This is a genomic window from Bradyrhizobium sp. 14AA, from assembly GCF_054185205.1.
In genome coordinates this window covers 125,116-140,681 of the sequence record NZ_JAVAYM010000013.1, presented here as the reverse complement: position 1 = coordinate 140,681, position 15,566 = coordinate 125,116, and the positions used below count along the sequence as shown (strand labels likewise).

Annotated in this window: 14 protein-coding genes and 1 pseudogene; 10 read left to right on the top strand and 5 right to left on the bottom strand. The window is 58.2% G+C overall.

Going from position 1 to position 15,566, the window contains the following annotated elements; all coding sequences use genetic code 11:
- Positions 1 to 5 precede the first annotated feature (5 nt).
- From RAD15_RS23465 to RAD15_RS23450, 4 genes are all read right to left on the bottom strand, one after another.
- Positions 6 to 524, bottom strand: a complete 519-nt coding sequence (locus RAD15_RS23465) for a flavin reductase (RefSeq protein WP_458180570.1) — start codon at positions 522 to 524, stop codon at positions 6 to 8.
- The gene (locus RAD15_RS23460; RefSeq protein WP_458180569.1) at positions 524 to 2,080 is read right to left on the bottom strand and encodes a 4-hydroxyphenylacetate 3-hydroxylase N-terminal domain-containing protein; all 1,557 of its coding nucleotides are present in this window, start codon (positions 2,078 to 2,080) and stop codon (positions 524 to 526) included. Before RAD15_RS23460 ends, RAD15_RS23465 begins: the two co-directional genes overlap by 1 nt.
- Before the next feature lie 388 nt (positions 2,081 to 2,468).
- The gene (locus RAD15_RS23455; RefSeq protein ID WP_458180568.1) at positions 2,469 to 3,305 is read right to left on the bottom strand and encodes an alpha/beta hydrolase; all 837 of its coding nucleotides are present in this window, start codon (positions 3,303 to 3,305) and stop codon (positions 2,469 to 2,471) included.
- 191 nt (positions 3,306 to 3,496) lie between these two features.
- On the bottom strand, positions 3,497 to 4,285 hold the full coding sequence (locus tag RAD15_RS23450; protein WP_458180567.1) for an SDR family NAD(P)-dependent oxidoreductase: 789 nt from the start codon (positions 4,283 to 4,285) through the stop codon (positions 3,497 to 3,499).
- A 1,339-nt stretch (positions 4,286 to 5,624) separates the two neighbouring features.
- Between RAD15_RS23450 and RAD15_RS23445 the strand changes: the two genes are divergently transcribed.
- The 6 genes from RAD15_RS23445 to RAD15_RS23420 all read left to right on the top strand — a co-directional run bounded on the left by RAD15_RS23445 (position 5,625) and on the right by RAD15_RS23420 (position 10,861).
- Complete coding sequence (locus RAD15_RS23445; RefSeq protein WP_458180566.1) at positions 5,625 to 6,008, top strand: MarR family transcriptional regulator; 384 nt, start codon at positions 5,625 to 5,627, stop codon at positions 6,006 to 6,008.
- 42 nt (positions 6,009 to 6,050) lie between these two features.
- On the top strand, positions 6,051 to 7,223 hold the full coding sequence (locus RAD15_RS23440) for an ABC transporter substrate-binding protein (RefSeq protein WP_458180565.1): 1,173 nt from the start codon (positions 6,051 to 6,053) through the stop codon (positions 7,221 to 7,223).
- Between the two features lie 304 nt (positions 7,224 to 7,527).
- Complete coding sequence (locus RAD15_RS23435; protein ID WP_458180564.1) at positions 7,528 to 8,445, top strand: branched-chain amino acid ABC transporter permease; 918 nt, start codon at positions 7,528 to 7,530, stop codon at positions 8,443 to 8,445.
- Entirely contained in the window at positions 8,442 to 9,389 is a 948-nt protein-coding gene (locus tag RAD15_RS23430; RefSeq protein ID WP_458180563.1) for a branched-chain amino acid ABC transporter permease, read from the top strand. Before RAD15_RS23435 ends, RAD15_RS23430 begins: the two co-directional genes overlap by 4 nt.
- The gene (locus tag RAD15_RS23425; protein ID WP_458180562.1) at positions 9,382 to 10,149 is read left to right on the top strand and encodes an ABC transporter ATP-binding protein; all 768 of its coding nucleotides are present in this window, start codon (positions 9,382 to 9,384) and stop codon (positions 10,147 to 10,149) included. The genes RAD15_RS23430 and RAD15_RS23425 overlap by 8 nt, the downstream gene beginning before the upstream one ends.
- Positions 10,142 to 10,861 (top strand): ABC transporter ATP-binding protein, encoded by a 720-nt coding sequence (locus RAD15_RS23420; RefSeq protein ID WP_458180561.1) that lies wholly within the window; start codon positions 10,142 to 10,144, stop codon positions 10,859 to 10,861. Before RAD15_RS23425 ends, RAD15_RS23420 begins: the two co-directional genes overlap by 8 nt.
- On the opposite strand, the gene RAD15_RS23415 is transcribed toward RAD15_RS23420, so the two are convergent.
- Positions 10,773 to 11,306: a molybdopterin cofactor-binding domain-containing protein gene (locus RAD15_RS23415; protein WP_458180667.1), complete on the bottom strand. Its 534-nt coding sequence runs from the start codon at positions 11,304 to 11,306 to the stop codon at positions 10,773 to 10,775. The genes RAD15_RS23420 and RAD15_RS23415 overlap by 89 nt on opposite strands.
- A gap of 687 nt (positions 11,307 to 11,993) precedes the next feature.
- Here RAD15_RS23415 and RAD15_RS23410 point away from each other — a divergent pair.
- From RAD15_RS23410 to RAD15_RS23395, 4 genes and pseudogenes are all read left to right on the top strand, one after another.
- Positions 11,994 to 12,959, top strand: coding sequence for an AraC family transcriptional regulator (locus RAD15_RS23410; RefSeq protein ID WP_458180560.1), 966 nt, complete (start codon positions 11,994 to 11,996; stop codon positions 12,957 to 12,959).
- Positions 12,960 to 13,059: 100 nt separating this feature from the next.
- Entirely contained in the window at positions 13,060 to 13,788 is a 729-nt protein-coding gene (locus RAD15_RS23405; protein ID WP_458180559.1) for an alpha/beta fold hydrolase, read from the top strand.
- Positions 13,789 to 14,452: 664 nt separating this feature from the next.
- Complete coding sequence (locus RAD15_RS23400) at positions 14,453 to 14,770, top strand: MarR family transcriptional regulator (protein WP_458180558.1); 318 nt, start codon at positions 14,453 to 14,455, stop codon at positions 14,768 to 14,770.
- A gap of 97 nt (positions 14,771 to 14,867) precedes the next feature.
- Positions 14,868 to 14,951, top strand: a pseudogene (locus RAD15_RS23395) (ABC transporter ATP-binding protein); the annotation flags it as partial.
- Positions 14,952 to 15,566 lie beyond the last annotated feature (615 nt).

The window sequence follows — 15,566 nt, the reverse complement described above, 5'->3', positions numbered from 1 at the left end:
CCGGTTCAGCTTTGACCAACGACAGCTGCGGGCGGCATGAACGGCACAACGCGATACTCGCGGTTGATATAAAGAAGCGAGTCGCGCGCAGGGTTAAGCGCTATCGCAACCACCCGCCCGAAAAAGATGGTATGGGTGCCATAATCCTGTGTTTCCGAGATCTCGCAGTCGAACGCCCCGAGAGCGTTTCGTAGCGCCGGCGCACCGGTGGCGATCCGGTCCCAAGGGTAGACAGTGAACCGCTCGGTCATGTTGATGTCACGGCGCCCGGCAAAAGCTACGGAAAGCTCTTCTTGTGCAGCGCTCAGGACATTAACGCAAAGAACACCGTTCCGGCGAAAAACCGCGTTCATCTGGCTTTTGCGATTGAGGCACACCAGAACCGTGGGCGGTTCGTCCGTGACAGAACAAACCGCGGTGCAAGTAAACCCGCACTGGCCAGCTGCGCCATCTGTCGTCACCACCGAAACGGCGACACCGAACCGCGACATCATATCCCGAAAGGCAACGCGGTCAACGGCCATCAGCGACTCCTCGCGAGGTAGTCGAGCACGGAGACATCGTTGCCGTTGTGATAGGCGGGATCACGCCAACCGTTCTCGTCATAGTCGGCGAGGCAGGAACTCGCCAAGGCTTCCATTTCCCCCATTGCGCCGGACACTTTGGCGTGGATCAGCGCCTGAAGCCGGATCGCCTCATGGTTGCCTGCATAGTTGCGCTCGTAAAGCTCATGACGACCGCCAAATTCGGATCCAACAGCGTCCCAGAGCGCCTTCATGATTTTGATGCGCTCGACGTGATTGATTCCATTCGAACCGCGCGAGTAGCGAGCGAGGTATTTCTCGACCTCCGGTACCTTCAAGTCTCGGGCACTCGAAGGAAGGTAAATCAACCCCGAGGCGACGATTTGCTGAATGATCGATCGGATAGCGGGATAGGCTTCTGTGGCGAATATCCGGAATGACGTGCATGCACGTATGTTCGGCAAGAATCCGTCGTTAACCCAGCGATCAGGTGCGGCTGCCATGGCGTCCGTAAGAGACCAGAACAGGTTTCGCCAGCCCACGATCTCGCCGAGCTGAACCTGAACGCCACGGAATTCGTCTGTGCCGCAGGCCCGGAGGGCCTTTTGCAGCAGACCGACGATGAAGTCCAACTTCACGGCGAGGCGTGTGCAGCTTTGGAAGGTAAACCCATTGAGGAAGCCGGACTTTGGATAGAACGTCCGCAACATGTTTATGTCGCGGTGGACGAAGACGTTTTCCCAGGGAACAAATACGTTATCGAAAATAAAGATCGCGTCGTTCTCGTCGAACCGGCTGGACAACGGGTAGTCGAACGGCGAGCCGGTCGCAGCGGCGGCTAGTTCATACGAATGCCGGCAAATAAGCTTGATGCCCGGGCTGCTCATGTCGACCATGAACATCACCGCCATGCTGTCATCGGTGATTTCTGCAGCCATATTCTGGCCGAGGAAATTGTAGTGCGTCAGCGCCGACGAGGTCGCCACGACTTTCGCGCCAGAAACATAGATGCCGGCGTCTGTTTCTTTTTCAATTCGAACGTAAATGTCCTTCACATCGTCCGCCGCCTTGTTTCGGTCGATCGGCGGATTGACAAGCGTGTGATTAATGAATGGGACGTTTTCCTGCGCCTGCTTGTACCAGGCGCGTGCGTTGTTTGCGAACTTGCCGTAGAAGTCGGCGTTTGCCCCAAGCGTATTCGTAAAGCTCGCCTTGTAGTCGGGGGTTCGTCCCATCCACCCATATGACAAGCGTGACCAGGCTGCGATTGCGTCGCGCTGGGCGATCATATCTTCGCGCGACCGCGCATAGCGGAAATAGCGGTGAGTAAAGGTGCCTCCGCCCGTGTCGGTTTCGACGGTCAGAACCGGCTTGAGCGACTTGTCGTGAAGTGCGTCATAGAGCTTAGCAATCGAGACTGCGGCGTTACGAAATGCGGGATGCGTGGTAACGTCGTCGACGCGCTCGCCGTAGATCCAGACCTCGCGGCCGTCTCGTAGAGACTGGAGATATTCGGCGCCGGTGAAAGGCTGGTTCCGACCACGATGAGGGTTCATTCGCTGCTCGCTGGCTGACGGTTATTGAGGATGGGTTCTGTCCAAACCCGCTCCTCAGAGTTCTGCGTATTGGCTGCAAAGACAACGACCACTTCGGCAAAAGGAATTGCCAGTCAGATTAATGAAGGACACTTGGTCGCGCATGAGCTGTCTGGGAGCTTTCACGCATCCCGGCCGCGGGGTGGTTGCTTGATTTGGCAAAATGGCTATTCACTCTCACGGCGCCCGAGGACAGCCAATTGCCGCCGTCCTATACCGAGGACCCGGGTTCGGAAGCCGGCGTCGTTCCGCTCTCACCTTGCCTGGCGCAGTTGGCTGGGTCCAACACTAGGTTCGCCTCACCTACGCACGCCGCCGCCGATGGGCCGCCGAGACAAGTTTCAGGCGGTTATGGCCCGAACGATGCCAGCAGCGTCGGAATTTGCGTTGATGCGAGATCGGAAACGACGCTGAAATGATCCGCCCCTGGCACCTCGACGTACGTTGCCGCGTTTCCGGCCCTTTTCCAAGCATCGCGCATATCGCGACTTTGGCGCCGAAACTCTGATGTTTCGTCGCCTCCGACCACGAAGATCGCCGGCACACCGACTTCTGATGCTCGATGGATCGGAGAGTTCGCCCTCGCTTCCTCGTAGTTCAGCTGCAACTTGTCATTTACCGGCGTGCATACGAGCGGCGTAAGTTGATAGACTCCGCTGATCGCCATCACCTTTCGAACGGGACGACCATTGCAGAGGGTTGCTGGCCAAGCACGCAGAGCCATTTCGACGGCTAGATGTCCACCAGCAGAATGTCCGGCAACGATGAGCCCGCCATTCGTGTAAGCCCTCTCGACGAGACAATTCAGCGCAAATGGTACAGACGCGGCGACGTGCTCGACCAGGCTGCCGAGCGTGACGTCGGGACATAATGGATAATTCGCGAGAATGAAATCGTAGCCCAGCGGCACGAAGGAGTCGGCGAGAAATCGAAAGGTCGATTTGTCGCGAGACTGCCAATAACCTGGATGAAAATAGAGGATTGCGCCGCGAGCAGGTCCCGGTGAAAGAAATATATCCAATTTTTGTCGCGGATGAGAGCCGTAGTCTATGTCGAGCAACCCCTTATGCGTTTTGACGGACGCTTCGCTCCTTCCCTCGAAGCTGGCGAGGAGAGGGGGGTGCGTATTTCGTAGCTGGCCGTCAAAGTACTCGAATGTATTGAACAAGGGATCCGTTTCGGTCATCTCGGCAAGAATCCTTCTCCTGGTCGACGTGGGACTTCCCATACGGCGCCGTCACGTCGACCCGACTGTAGGGATGCGGCCCGCAAAAGGGACCCTCGGCACCGATATGGAGGCTTGGGCTTTCGACAAGCGCGCAGTTTCCGCGACCTGCCGAAATCCGAGCCAAACAAACGCGAAGGCCAACGTATGGATCACGGCGTGAGACGCCCGCCATTCAGGTGAAGAACTTGCCCAGTCATATAGGCGGAGGCGGGACTGCTGAGGAACAGCATAGGTCCTACGACATCCGTAGGAGTGGCCATACGTCCGAGAGGGATCAAGGATTCGTATTTCTCCCTTCCTGCCTCGAACGAGGAGCGTTCCTCGAGGTCTTTCGTCCGCCCCGTTCCGCCTGAGAGGAACTCGGTGTCGACCGCGCCAGGTGCCACGGCGTTGACACGAATTTGCGGTGCCAGCTCCGACGCAAATGCCTTGGTGAGTGTCACCAGGCCACCCTTCGAAGCGGCGTAGGGGCCCATGCCTGGCCGGGGCTGATAGGCAAGGCTCGACACCACAGTGATGATGGCTGGTGCGGTGGCCTTCCTCAGTAGAGGGGTCACCTCGTTCACGAGCAGATACGCGGAAGTGAGATTGACTGTGATTAGTTCATTCCACTTCTCGAGTGCCACCTCTGCAAGCCGTCGATTCTGGCCGATCGTGAAGCCGCTCAAGAAGAAGAATGCGTCCATAGAGTCCCTGTCCCGTGCGCATTCCGCAACGGCGCCCCGGATCGACGCTGCGTCGCGTCCGTCGAAGCAAATGTAATGAACATTATCTTCGCGTGTCGCTGCTTCGATGGCGGGCGCAATGTCGAGGACGGTGACATCGAGATCCAGGGAAACGCAGGCTTTCGTGAGTTCGCGTCCGATACCACCGCATCCGCCGGCGATCAGCACGCGCGAACCGGGATTTGGCACTAGGCGAATTGAAGACGTTGTCATTTTTGCTTTCTTGCTGATCTTTTACGTTTGAGGGACCTACAACATTGGCCAAAACATTTCCGCACATTGGCTGCTAGAACAACAGCCAGTTCCGAAAAAGCAATTACCAGCTTGGCGCTCCGACGGGCTCCAATATTCTGGTCGCAAGGTAGCTATTTCGTCGCTCCAACGGCCCCGGCCGAGAACTGTCCTCAGCGCGCTCGACTCCTTGAGCGGCACTACATGCAGGAGCTCATCGCACTGGCGACACGCGTTTGAGGAGTTGCTCGGGTCATCGCGCTACCGTCACGACGACAACGGGAGAGAAGAGCCTCTGCCATCCGGGTCCGCCCAATCCCCACGCGTGGTTTCGCTCCCGGTTTTCACCAAACGCTACAGGCCAACGTAGCACTCTGCAACATTTCCGGGTCATCTTCCAATGTCGCGGTGCGCCGGAACACACGATGCTACCTCGTTCCATGATGACCGGGATTGCGCGAGGCGCAGGCTAGCCCTGTCGAACATCAGCTAGACGACGCATACAGCAAAAAAACGCCCGCCACGGGTCATATGGCGGGCTCAGTAAAGGACGCTAACACTCAAGCGCCCTGGTCCGGCCGGGAGAGGCCGAATGGTTTTCAGACAGAGCCGGACTGCTCCAAGTTTCGTTGCACGTCCGTTCCGCCCTGGATCTCTCGTATAGGCTGAAGACTGTCGGCGCCCGTAAGAGACTAGTTCTGAACGGGCGCATTCCTCGCGCCTACTTGCCGGCTATCAATTGAAACGGGCCTCAAGACTCCCGTGGATCCGCTGCGAAGACAACGACCAATTTGGCAAAAGAAGTTGCCACCACGGTCAGCGAGTACACACCTACAATACAACTACGCAGCGCCCTTTTTCGGCTTTCGAGCATCAGCGCCCTGGGTGGGTGTTCGATTTCATGAAATGGCTATTTAGTCCGCAGCCGAACGCAAGGATAGTCAATGCCGTCCTTAGGTATCCGAATAGCAGGATCTGGTGATTGAGATAAATGGGACGCATGTTGGAATACGAGCGCGCATATCAGTTGCTGCTGCCGACGTTTCTGGCGCGCAAGCGAGTCGAGTATGAGTATCGCGCTCGTACCCGCATGGGAGTATCCGGACGGGCAGATGTGGGCGGCGGAGGGCTTGGCCGATAGCCCGGCAGCACGCAAGACAACCTGGTCATAGAAGAGAGTAGCGCACCTGTCGGTGAAATATGGCCGCGTAGCCACTGCCCTGGACCGCGCTCAACGATCCGCTACGAGCCAAGGATAGGAATGAGAGAATAGGATCGGTCAGATGTGATGATCAGAAGATCGCGATCGGGTGAGGAAGATATGGATGTCGACGCCCTACAGGACTTCAAGCGACCGTCATTCGAGGCGAGTTCTCAGCGAGCTCAGATGTTTGAGTATCGTGAGAAAGTCGCGAGATTGCTGCGGGTCTTCTCTTCACCAAGAAAGCGGTTGGGGTTGACGCCTGACGAGCTGCTGATCTTTTTCGCGATTGGCTATCTAGGAACGAGGACCGCAACTGCTGCAATCGAAGTCATTCCGATCAATATAATCGAAGTATCGGCGCTCTTAGGTATTCCGAAGGAAACCGTTCGCCGCAAAATAATGAGACTGGCGGCGCTCGACTACGTTGAGAGCACATCGAAGGGCATTCTTATCAAGGAAGCGAAGATCTGGTGGCGGATGCTGGAGCGTGCTGTCACATGACGACAAATGCTGTTGACGCGGGACTTTAAGATGAGGGACACCATGAGAACGACATTTTGGCTCACTGGCGTAGCAGCCTTTGCGCTGGCGCAGCCCGCGGCGGCAGGCGATACGATCAAGATCGGCTTCGTCTCGACATTCAGCGGTCCGGCCGCGATCGTCGGCAACGATATGCGCAATTCGTTCGAGGTCGCGCTCGACCATCTCGGCCGCAAGATGGCTGGCAAGCCGGTCGAAGTGATTTACGAGGACGATGGTCAAAAGCCGGATATCGGCAAGCAAAAAACCGAGAAGCTGGTGCAGTCCGATCATGTCGATTTCATCGTCGGCTATATCTGGTCCAACGTGTTGCTCGCCTCGCTCAAGACCGCCGTGGACTCGCAGACGTTCCTGATTTCGGCGAATGCGGGGCCAAACCAGCTCGCCGGCGAATTGTGCTCGCCTTATGTGTTCTCGACGTCATGGCAGAATGACCAGACGCCGGCGGCGATGGGCATGTATATGAACCAGAAAGGCGTCAAATCGGCATTCTTGATCGGCCCGAACTACGCGGCTGGTAGGGACACGATGGCCGGCCTCAAGAGCACGTTCAAGGGGCAGATAATTGGCGAAGAATATACGGTGTGGCCGAGCCAGCTCGATTTCTCGGCCGAACTCACCAAGGCGCGCAACTCGGAAGCGGACGCAATCTTCGTGTTCTATCCAGGCGCTGCCGGGATACAGTTCCTCAATCAATATTCGCAGTCTGGTTTGAAGGGGCAGGTGCCGCTCTACACGGCTTTCACCATCGACGAGACGACGCTGCCGTTGCAAAAGGACAATGCGATCGGCGTTCCCGGTGCACAGGATTGGGTGCACGACCTGCCGAACGAGCAGAACAAGAGGTTCGTCGAGGATTACCTCAAAAAATATCATGGTAGACGCCCGAGCTTCTACGGCGCCCAATCCTATGACGCCGCTCAGCTGATCAACAGCGCCGTGACGGCGGTGCAAGGCGACACCAGCAAGAAGGACGCGATGAAGGCTGAGATGGAGAAGGCCGATTTCAAGTCGGTGCGCGGCAGCTATAAGTACGGCAACAACCATATCCCGATCCAGAATTTCTATCTTCAGGAGGTGGTGAAGGATGCTGACGGTCGGCTCTCGCTGAAGACCATGGCGACCATCGTCAAGGACAGCCAGGACAACTTTCACGACAAATGCTCGATGAAGTAAGCGGTGCTTTCGAGAAGGGCCTGTCGCACTTGCGCCGCCATCTCTTACCATCGGCACCGGTTTGGCCGCCGACGGCTGATATTCGTCAGACCGGTGGCTTATCCTTCCAGGCGGCATCGCCGACGCGATGCTGCTCAGGATGAGGCCGAGCGCACGCCCGGTCAAAACCCCTCATGGTGAGGAGCGCGGAACGCCGAGCCGGCCGAGTGAGGCCGTAAGCGACCGGCGCAATAGGCATCGCGTCTTGAACTACGAGGCCGGCAACTTGATAAAGAGCGTAACGAGGCACACTTTGGTCGGTTCCATGCTGCTTATCGTCGAACAATTTCTGAATGGGCTGCAATTTGGCCTTTTGCTGTTCCTGCTGGCGGCAGGGCTGACGCTTGTGTTTGGCATCATGGACCTGGTCAATCTTGCCCATGGCTCGCTTTACATGATGGGCGCCTATTTCGCCGCGACGTTCGTCGCCTGGAGCGGCAACTTCATCATCGGCATCGGACTCGCGCTGGGCGCAACGCTCCTGCTCGGCATTGCCATCGAGGTCGTCGCGTTGCGGCATCTCTATGGGCGCGATCATCTCGATCACGTGCTCGCAACCTTCGGTCTGATCTTGTTCTTCAACGACCTGGCGCGGCTGATCTGGGGACCCGCAGGTCTCGCACTGCCCCTGCCTGCCTGGCTCGCTGTGCCGGTGCAAATCATCCCCGGCGTGTTTTATCCTGCCGATCGTCTTGCCATTATTGCGGTCGCGTTGGTGGTTGCCGCGATGCTCTACCTCGTGGTGATGCGAACGCGCGTCGGCATGCTGATCCGCGCCGGCGCCTCGAACCGTGATATGATCGGCGCGCTCGGCATCAACATCAAGCTGCTCTATACGCTGGTGTTCGGCCTTGGCGCGGCCTTGACAGGCCTTGCTGGGCTGATGCAGGCGCCAATCCTCACTGTGCAGATCGGCATGGGCGAAAACATCCTCATTCTCGCTTTCGTCATCATCGTCATCGGCGGCATCGGGTCGATCCGTGGCGCTTTCGTTGCCGCGATCCTGGTCGGCATGATCGATACGCTCGGGCGTGCCTTCCTGCCTGATCTCTTGCGGCGCGTCCTCAGTTCGGCGGCGGCCTCGACCGCAGCGCCTGCGCTGTCATCGATGCTGATATATCTGTCCATGGCAATCGTGCTGCTGGCACGGCCGGAGGGGCTGTTCCCGGCCAGCCGTCGATGAAGTCATCGCTCAATGCCCGCAACGTGATTGCGGTGGTTGTTGTCGTGGGTCTGTTGGCGCTGCCGCTGTTCTCGCAGGCAACCGGCAACGTCTTCGTGCTGACGCTGTTCACGCGCATCGTCATCTTTGCGCTTGCTGCCGTCAGTCTCAATCTTATAATTGGCTATGGCGGCATGGTGAGCTTTGGCCACGCGGCCTATCTGGGCATCGGCGGCTACGCGGTCGGAATTCTCGCCTCCGAAGGGATCGGCTCCGGCTTTGTCCAGTGGCCGGTGGCGCTCCTCGCTTCCGCGCTGTTCGCACTGGGAATCGGCGTCCTGTCGCTGCGCACCCGCGGCGTCTATTTCATCATGATCACGCTCGCTTTTGCGCAGATGGCCTATTACGTCGCCTCCGGGTTGTCGCGTTATGGCGGAGACGACGGTTTGACCATCTACAAGCGTAGCACCTTCGGCGGCTTGATCAACCTGTCGGACCGCGTCCAGTTCTACTACCTCTGCCTGTTCTGCTTGCTCGGTGGGGTTATTCTGGTCTGGCGCATCGTCAATTCCCGTTTCGGTCTTGTCGTGCAGGGGTTGCGCTCGAACGAGCAACGCATGCAGGCAATCGGCTTTCCGGCGACGCGATATCGACTCGTCTGCTTCGTGATTGCCGGCACGATGTGTGGGCTTGCCGGCGCGCTGCTCGCGAGCAACACAGATTTCATCAGCCCGGCTGTGATGTACTGGAGCCGCTCCGGCGATTTGATGGTTATGGTGATCCTTGGCGGCATGGGCTCGCTGTTCGGTCCGGTGGTCGGCGCTATCGTCTATCTCCTACTGGAGGAAGTTCTGTCGCAGGTCACCGAGTACTGGGCCATGATGATGGGGCCGTTCTTGCTCCTGATCGTCTTGTTCGGGCGTGGCGGCATCCTCGGTCTGATCGGGAGGTTCTCCCGTGGCTGAACCCTTGCTCCGCATCGACGGCCTGATCAAGCGCTTCGGCGGTATCCTTGCCACCGACAATCTCTCGCTCGATATCGCACCCGGCGAACTGCATGCCATCATCGGTCCCAATGGTGCCGGCAAGACCACGCTGATCAGTCAGCTGATTGGCCAGTTGCGCCCGACTGCCGGCATCATCCGCGTAGCCGGCCAGGACGTCACCCATCTGCCGGCCTGGAAGCGCAGCCATCTCGGGCTGGCGCGCTCGTTCCAGATCACCTCGCTGTTGCGCGACTTCACCGCGGCCGACAATGTCGCGCTCGCAGCGCAGGCCCGCGACGGGCACTCGTTTCGCTTCTTCGGCAGTGCCCGCAAGGAGAAGGGGCTTCGCGACGCGGCGCTTGCGGCGCTGGGGCGCGTCGGACTTTCCGATCGCGCCGATGTCGTGGCCTCTCAGTTGAGTCACGGTGAGCAGCGCGAACTCGAGCTGGCAGTGGCTCTCGCAACCAGACCGCAATTACTACTGCTCGACGAACCGATGGCCGGTCTTGGCGCCACCGAATCGACACGCATGGTGAGGCTGCTCGCTGACTTGCGCAAGGAAGTCACGATCGTGCTGGTCGAGCACGACATGAACGCGGTATTCGCACTGGCCGACCGCATTACGGTCCTTGTCTATGGCCGCGTGATCGCCTCCGACGCGCCGGCCGCGATTCGCGTCAATGAAGAGGTCAAGCGTGCCTATCTCGGCGATCAGCATGTGGTGGCTCGCCATGGCTGACGCGGCACCGCTGCTCGAGGTAGACGGCATCGAGACCTGTTATGGTCTAAGCCAAGTGCTGTTCGGCCTGTCGCTGTCGGTCAAGAGCGGCGAGATGGTCGCGCTGATGGGGCGCAACGGCATGGGCAAGACCACGACCATCCGCTCGATCATGGGGTTGACGCCGCCGCGCGAAGGTAGCGTTCGCTTCCGCGGCCGCGAGGTTCGCGGGCTGGCAGCATTCCGCATCGCGCAACTCGGCATCGGTCTCGTACCCGAAGGCCGTCAGATCTTTCCCAATCTAACCGTGGGCGAAAATCTGGTGGCGGCTTCGGCCAATCGCCTCGACTCCCGCAATCCCTGGACGCTGGAAAAGATCCACGCGCTGTTTCCGCGGCTCGCCGAGCGCGGCAACAATATGGGCAACCAGCTCTCCGGTGGCGAACAGCAGATGCTCGCGATCGGGCGAGCGCTCATGACGAATCCGCGATTGCTCATTCTCGACGAAGCGACGGAAGGGCTCGCACCACTGATCCGCGAGGAGATCTGGAGTTGCCTGTCGATGTTAAAGGCGCGCGGCCAATCGGTGCTCGTGATCGACAAGAATGTCGACAATCTCGCCCGCATCGTCGACCGACATTACATCATCGAGCGCGGTCGGGCGGTGTGGAGCGGCACATCCGAGCAGCTGATCGCTGAGCCCGATCTGCAGCACCGTTATCTCGGCATTTGACGGCTCCGCCGCTATTTGCCACCGCGTCGGCAAGATCATTGCTGGGGGAACGCCTCCTCGCGGCTACTAAAGCATTCGGCCGTTGTCTAACTTCGGAACGCAATCGGTTCCGCTTTCCGGGCACGTTCAACGCGAGTATGAGCGCCATTACCATATCATCGCCATCCGCGCGTCGGCCGAATCCGCCACCGAGCAGCATCGTGTGGACATTGACTTTGTTAGGTGTCGTCTTGCCCACGATCATTCCAAGAATTCCTCGTGCTTGGTGACTGGTTGCCGGACTAGATATCAATTGTCCCTTCTCGGCCTTCACCGTTACGTTCAACGGCTCCATGCACATGTGGGCTACATGATCGGAGAAGTAGTCGGCTGCGAGCACGGTCGCGGCGTTCGCCTCTGCAGCAGGTCGACGATGAAGTCCAGCTTCGCGGCGAGGCGTGTGCATCTTTGGAAGGTAAACCCGTTGAGGAAGCAAGACTTTGGATAAAACGTCCGCAACATGTTTATGTCGCGGTGGACGAAGACGTTTTCCCAGGGAACTGGTCTGGTCTCTTACGGCCGCCATGGCAGCCGCACCTGATCGCTGGGTTAGCTGGCGTGCTGGGCCACCCGGCCCTCGCCATCGCTTGGCTTGCAAACAAGCTCGGTAGCCGGGCATTACCATGGAGCCGGGTCATATCGTTCTGACAGGCTCGTTTACTCGCGTGGCATTTGCCACGCAGGGTGACTGCTTTCATGCAGACTTCGGTGCACTTGGCGGGGTCGCGCTAAGAGTCGGCTGAGTGACGCAAAGCCGAACCAACCGCGCCCTGATCGTATATCGATATGCGGGCGGGAGGTTTTCCGAATGGAGCTTTCGAGAAACCCGTTGAAGCAAGCGATGCGCGAAATACGGCGACGGATCGGTCTGTCTTCAGCCTTCCCGGTCCTGATGCACAGAAGCCGTTGCCAATTCCGGGACGAAGCAGTTCACGATGGCGGCCACTGCACAACGTCTGGCTTGAGGTTGACATGGAGCGACGGAATACGAGACAAATGCTGGGCTGGGCGAGCCCGGCCGACTTCTGGCATCTTGCCGGCCGTCAACGAGCAGCGATTCTGCCGGGATAACATAGACCTTGGATTGGCTTCTATGGCACAGAGCGCGAGTGGAGAGGTCAAGACTTGGTCGACTGGCCATGTCGAGGAAAAGCGGCGGCTGGATTACTGGATTGGCGCCGTATGCGAATGCTTCCTCAAGATGGACATTACCACATCCCTTCGCAGCGACTTCAACAACTGCCTTTCGCGCGGGCAACTCGATGCGATCGGAATCTGTCGGGTGCAGGGTCCTGCCCAGCGCGTCTTCCGTAGAAGAAATCATCTCGCTCCGAATGCATCTAGTTACTACTACTTGGTGTGCCAGACCGACGGGGTTTGGGCTGCCACGCAGTCCGAACATTCCACACGACTGCAGCCGTACGACCTCGTCTTGCTTGACTCTCGCCGCTGCTACGAGTTCGACTACCCGGAGACGGTGAATGCGTTATCATTGGAGCTTCCGACGGCCTGGCTCGATTCGTGGATCACCGATCCCGATCGGAAAATAGGGCAGCGGATCGAGGGCCGCGCCGGCTGGGGCTCAGCCCTCAGCACATTCGTTCGCCAGATGTCACCTCAACTCGCCATTGCGCCACCATTACCGGCGAAATTGATTTGCGACCAGCTCGGAGGTCTGCTCGCGCTTGCTTTAGAAAGCGAAATCCCAGCCACAATCGGCGAACAGCGTGAAGCAACGAAGCTTCTACATCGGGTCAATCAGGCTATTCATTCGCGCTATGCAGAACCGGGATTGACTGCCTCGGTTGTCGCCGAGCATCTACTCGTCTCTGAACGAACACTACATCGGTGCCTCAACAAGGCTAAGCTAACGTTTAATGGCGTGCTGAACGAGTACCGGATTGCAATTGCACGGCGAATGTTGAGTGAGTCCCGCTTCGACCACATAGGCATCAGCGGAATTGGCATGCGGGTGGGCCTGTCCGATCCGTCACACTTCATCCGTCAATGCCGCAGGTATTTAGGCATGACGCCTGGTGCGTTCAGACGCGACCGCTAGAGTTGGCATAAATTACCAATTGCTGTGGCTTAAATCGGCCATTCCCAAGCGCTGCGCTCCCCTAAGCTTCCAGGGTATTGTAACCTTAGGGGAGACAGATATGGGAGATCTTTACGTCCTGGTTCATGGTGGGTGGCACACGGGGGCTGAATTGGAGGCCGTAGCCAGCCACCTCCGGCAGCAGGGTCATGTGGTGCATTGTCCGACCATAGCCGGTAATAGGTCGAATGACGATCGCGAAACCATTGGGCTGGAGCAAGCGATCTCGTCGATTATTGACTACATCGAAGAGAACAAGTTGCAAAACATCCGTCTGGTGGGCCACAGCTATGGCGGGATGGTGATTTCTGGAGTTGCGGACCGGCTGGCCAATCAGATCGCCCGCATTGTTTACGTCAATGCGTTTGTTCCGCTGAACGGCCAATCCCTCGTCGACATGGTGCCTCCGCAGTATGCTGGCATGTTCGATGCCATCGCAGCCGCCAACAAGAACGCGGTGATGCTGCCATTCGAAATCTGGCGCGAAGTTTTCATTAACGACGCAAGCATCGAACTGGCACAATCCAGCTACGCGGCTCTCAATCCACATCCCTACCGCACCCTTACCGACAAGATCACGTTGAAGCAGGCATTGGCTGAACTGCCGATCGGAAAATCATATGTGAACTGCCGGCAAGATACTGCACTGCCTCACAGCTCGCCCTGGCATCCGCGGCTGTCGGAGCGGCTCGGCCTATTTCGCTTGGTCGAATGTGACGGTAGCCACGAGATGCTCTTCAGCAACCCCGCGCGACTGGCGCAGGCCATTGCTGAGGCGGGGCGAGACTAGGGGCGTTGCAGCGATCCCATCGAGTGGTCGCCGCTCTGCTTTTCGGCAAGCACGCCGGCAAGCATTAGCAAGAACCCTTCGCAACTTGCGTGCGGCCGGGGATCGGTCGCACGCTTGCAGGAGATCTCCATCTCTGAAATCCCCATTACCCTGCGCGGCGCAAAGTAGACCTGCCGAAAGGACATCGCTGTCGAGCGGGTCACAAGGCAAGCAGATAGGAACGGCCACAAACGCTTGTGTCGGCTATCCGAATAGCAGGATCTGGAGGTTGAGAGAAATGGGACGCACGCAGGAATATGAAAGCGCATAACAGTTGCTGCTCCCGACGTTTCCGGCACGCAGGCGAGTCGGGCATGGGTATCGCGCTCGTACCCGAATGGGAGCATCCGCTGGCAGATGTGGGCGGTGGAAGGCTTCGCTGATGGCCCGGTAGTGCGCAAGACAGCTTGGTCAGCGAAGAGCTTAGTGCACCTGTCAGTGAGATGTCGCTCCACTTGTCGCCATTTGCCATGGACCGAGTTTATCGATTCGCCGCGAGCCAAGGGTAGAGCCAGGGTCAGATGTGATGATCAGAAGATCGCGATTGGGTGAGGATGATCTGGATGTCGACGCCCTACGGGACTTCAATCGACCGTCATTCGAGGCGAGTTCTCAGCGAGCTCAGATGTTTGAGTATCGTGAGAAAGTCGCCAGATTGCTGCGCGTCTTCACCTCACCAAGAAAGCGGTTGGGGTTGACGCCTGACGAACTGCTGATTTTTTTCGCGATTGGGTATCTAGGAACGAGGACCACAACTGCTGCAATCCAGGTCATTCCGATCAATATAATCGAGGTGTCGGCGCTCTTAGGCATTCCGAAGGAAACCGTTCGCCGAAAAATCACGAGACTGGCAGCGCTCGAATACGTTGAGAGCACATCGAAGGGCATCCATATCAAGGAAGCCACGGTCTGGTGGCGGATGCTGGAGCGTGCTGTCACATGACGAAAGGCCGTGAGCGTTGAATCGTGAGACTCTCGTCGCCGGGCTCCTTCGAGACGTCGCTCGCGCGGTTCAATGACAAGGCAAAACGCAGCGCGCCGAGCGCGGTCGCACGGTATGGAGTGGCACGTCGGAGCAGTTGATCGCCGAACCGGGTCTGCAGCACCGTTATCTCGGTATTTGACGGTTCCGCCCTTATTTGCCACCGCGGCGCCAAGTCCGTTGGAGGAGCGTCCCCCCGACTAATGAAGCAATCGGCCATCGTCTGATCACGAAACGCAACGAGCTGGGTTCCGCTTCGACAACGGCATTCTCGCTGATCTTGAGGACCGTCCAATTTCGAGTTTCGGGGGCTCAATGAAATCGGAAGCCGGCCCTGCTGCGCGCGATCCCTTGCGCGGATTTACAGGGACACGCATCATCCGTTCGTGCCGACTCGCGATCGAGCGTGCAGGTAATTTGCCACCATGTTCGGCTCCGACCGTGCTTAAGATCGGGCTTTGTCTTTCCCTCCGATTCTGCCTCGTCGAGGCCATGCGCCCAAGGACGTCAGGACGTTGCATAAATGGTCAGGCTGCCAATGCACATTGCCCGTACGATGGCCGGGTATTTAGCGGTGATGATAGTCGTAGCTATGAATACGCACAGCGTGACCGCTGAACGGACGCACATCCTGCGTACTTTCGGCCTGATCCGTTTAAGGGGAGTGGGTCGATCAACTCTAAGATCAAGCCGATCTAGGCGACGTTCGCCAGAAAGAAACCTAGTGTGGAAATGGAAAAATGGCGCCGCGGTACAT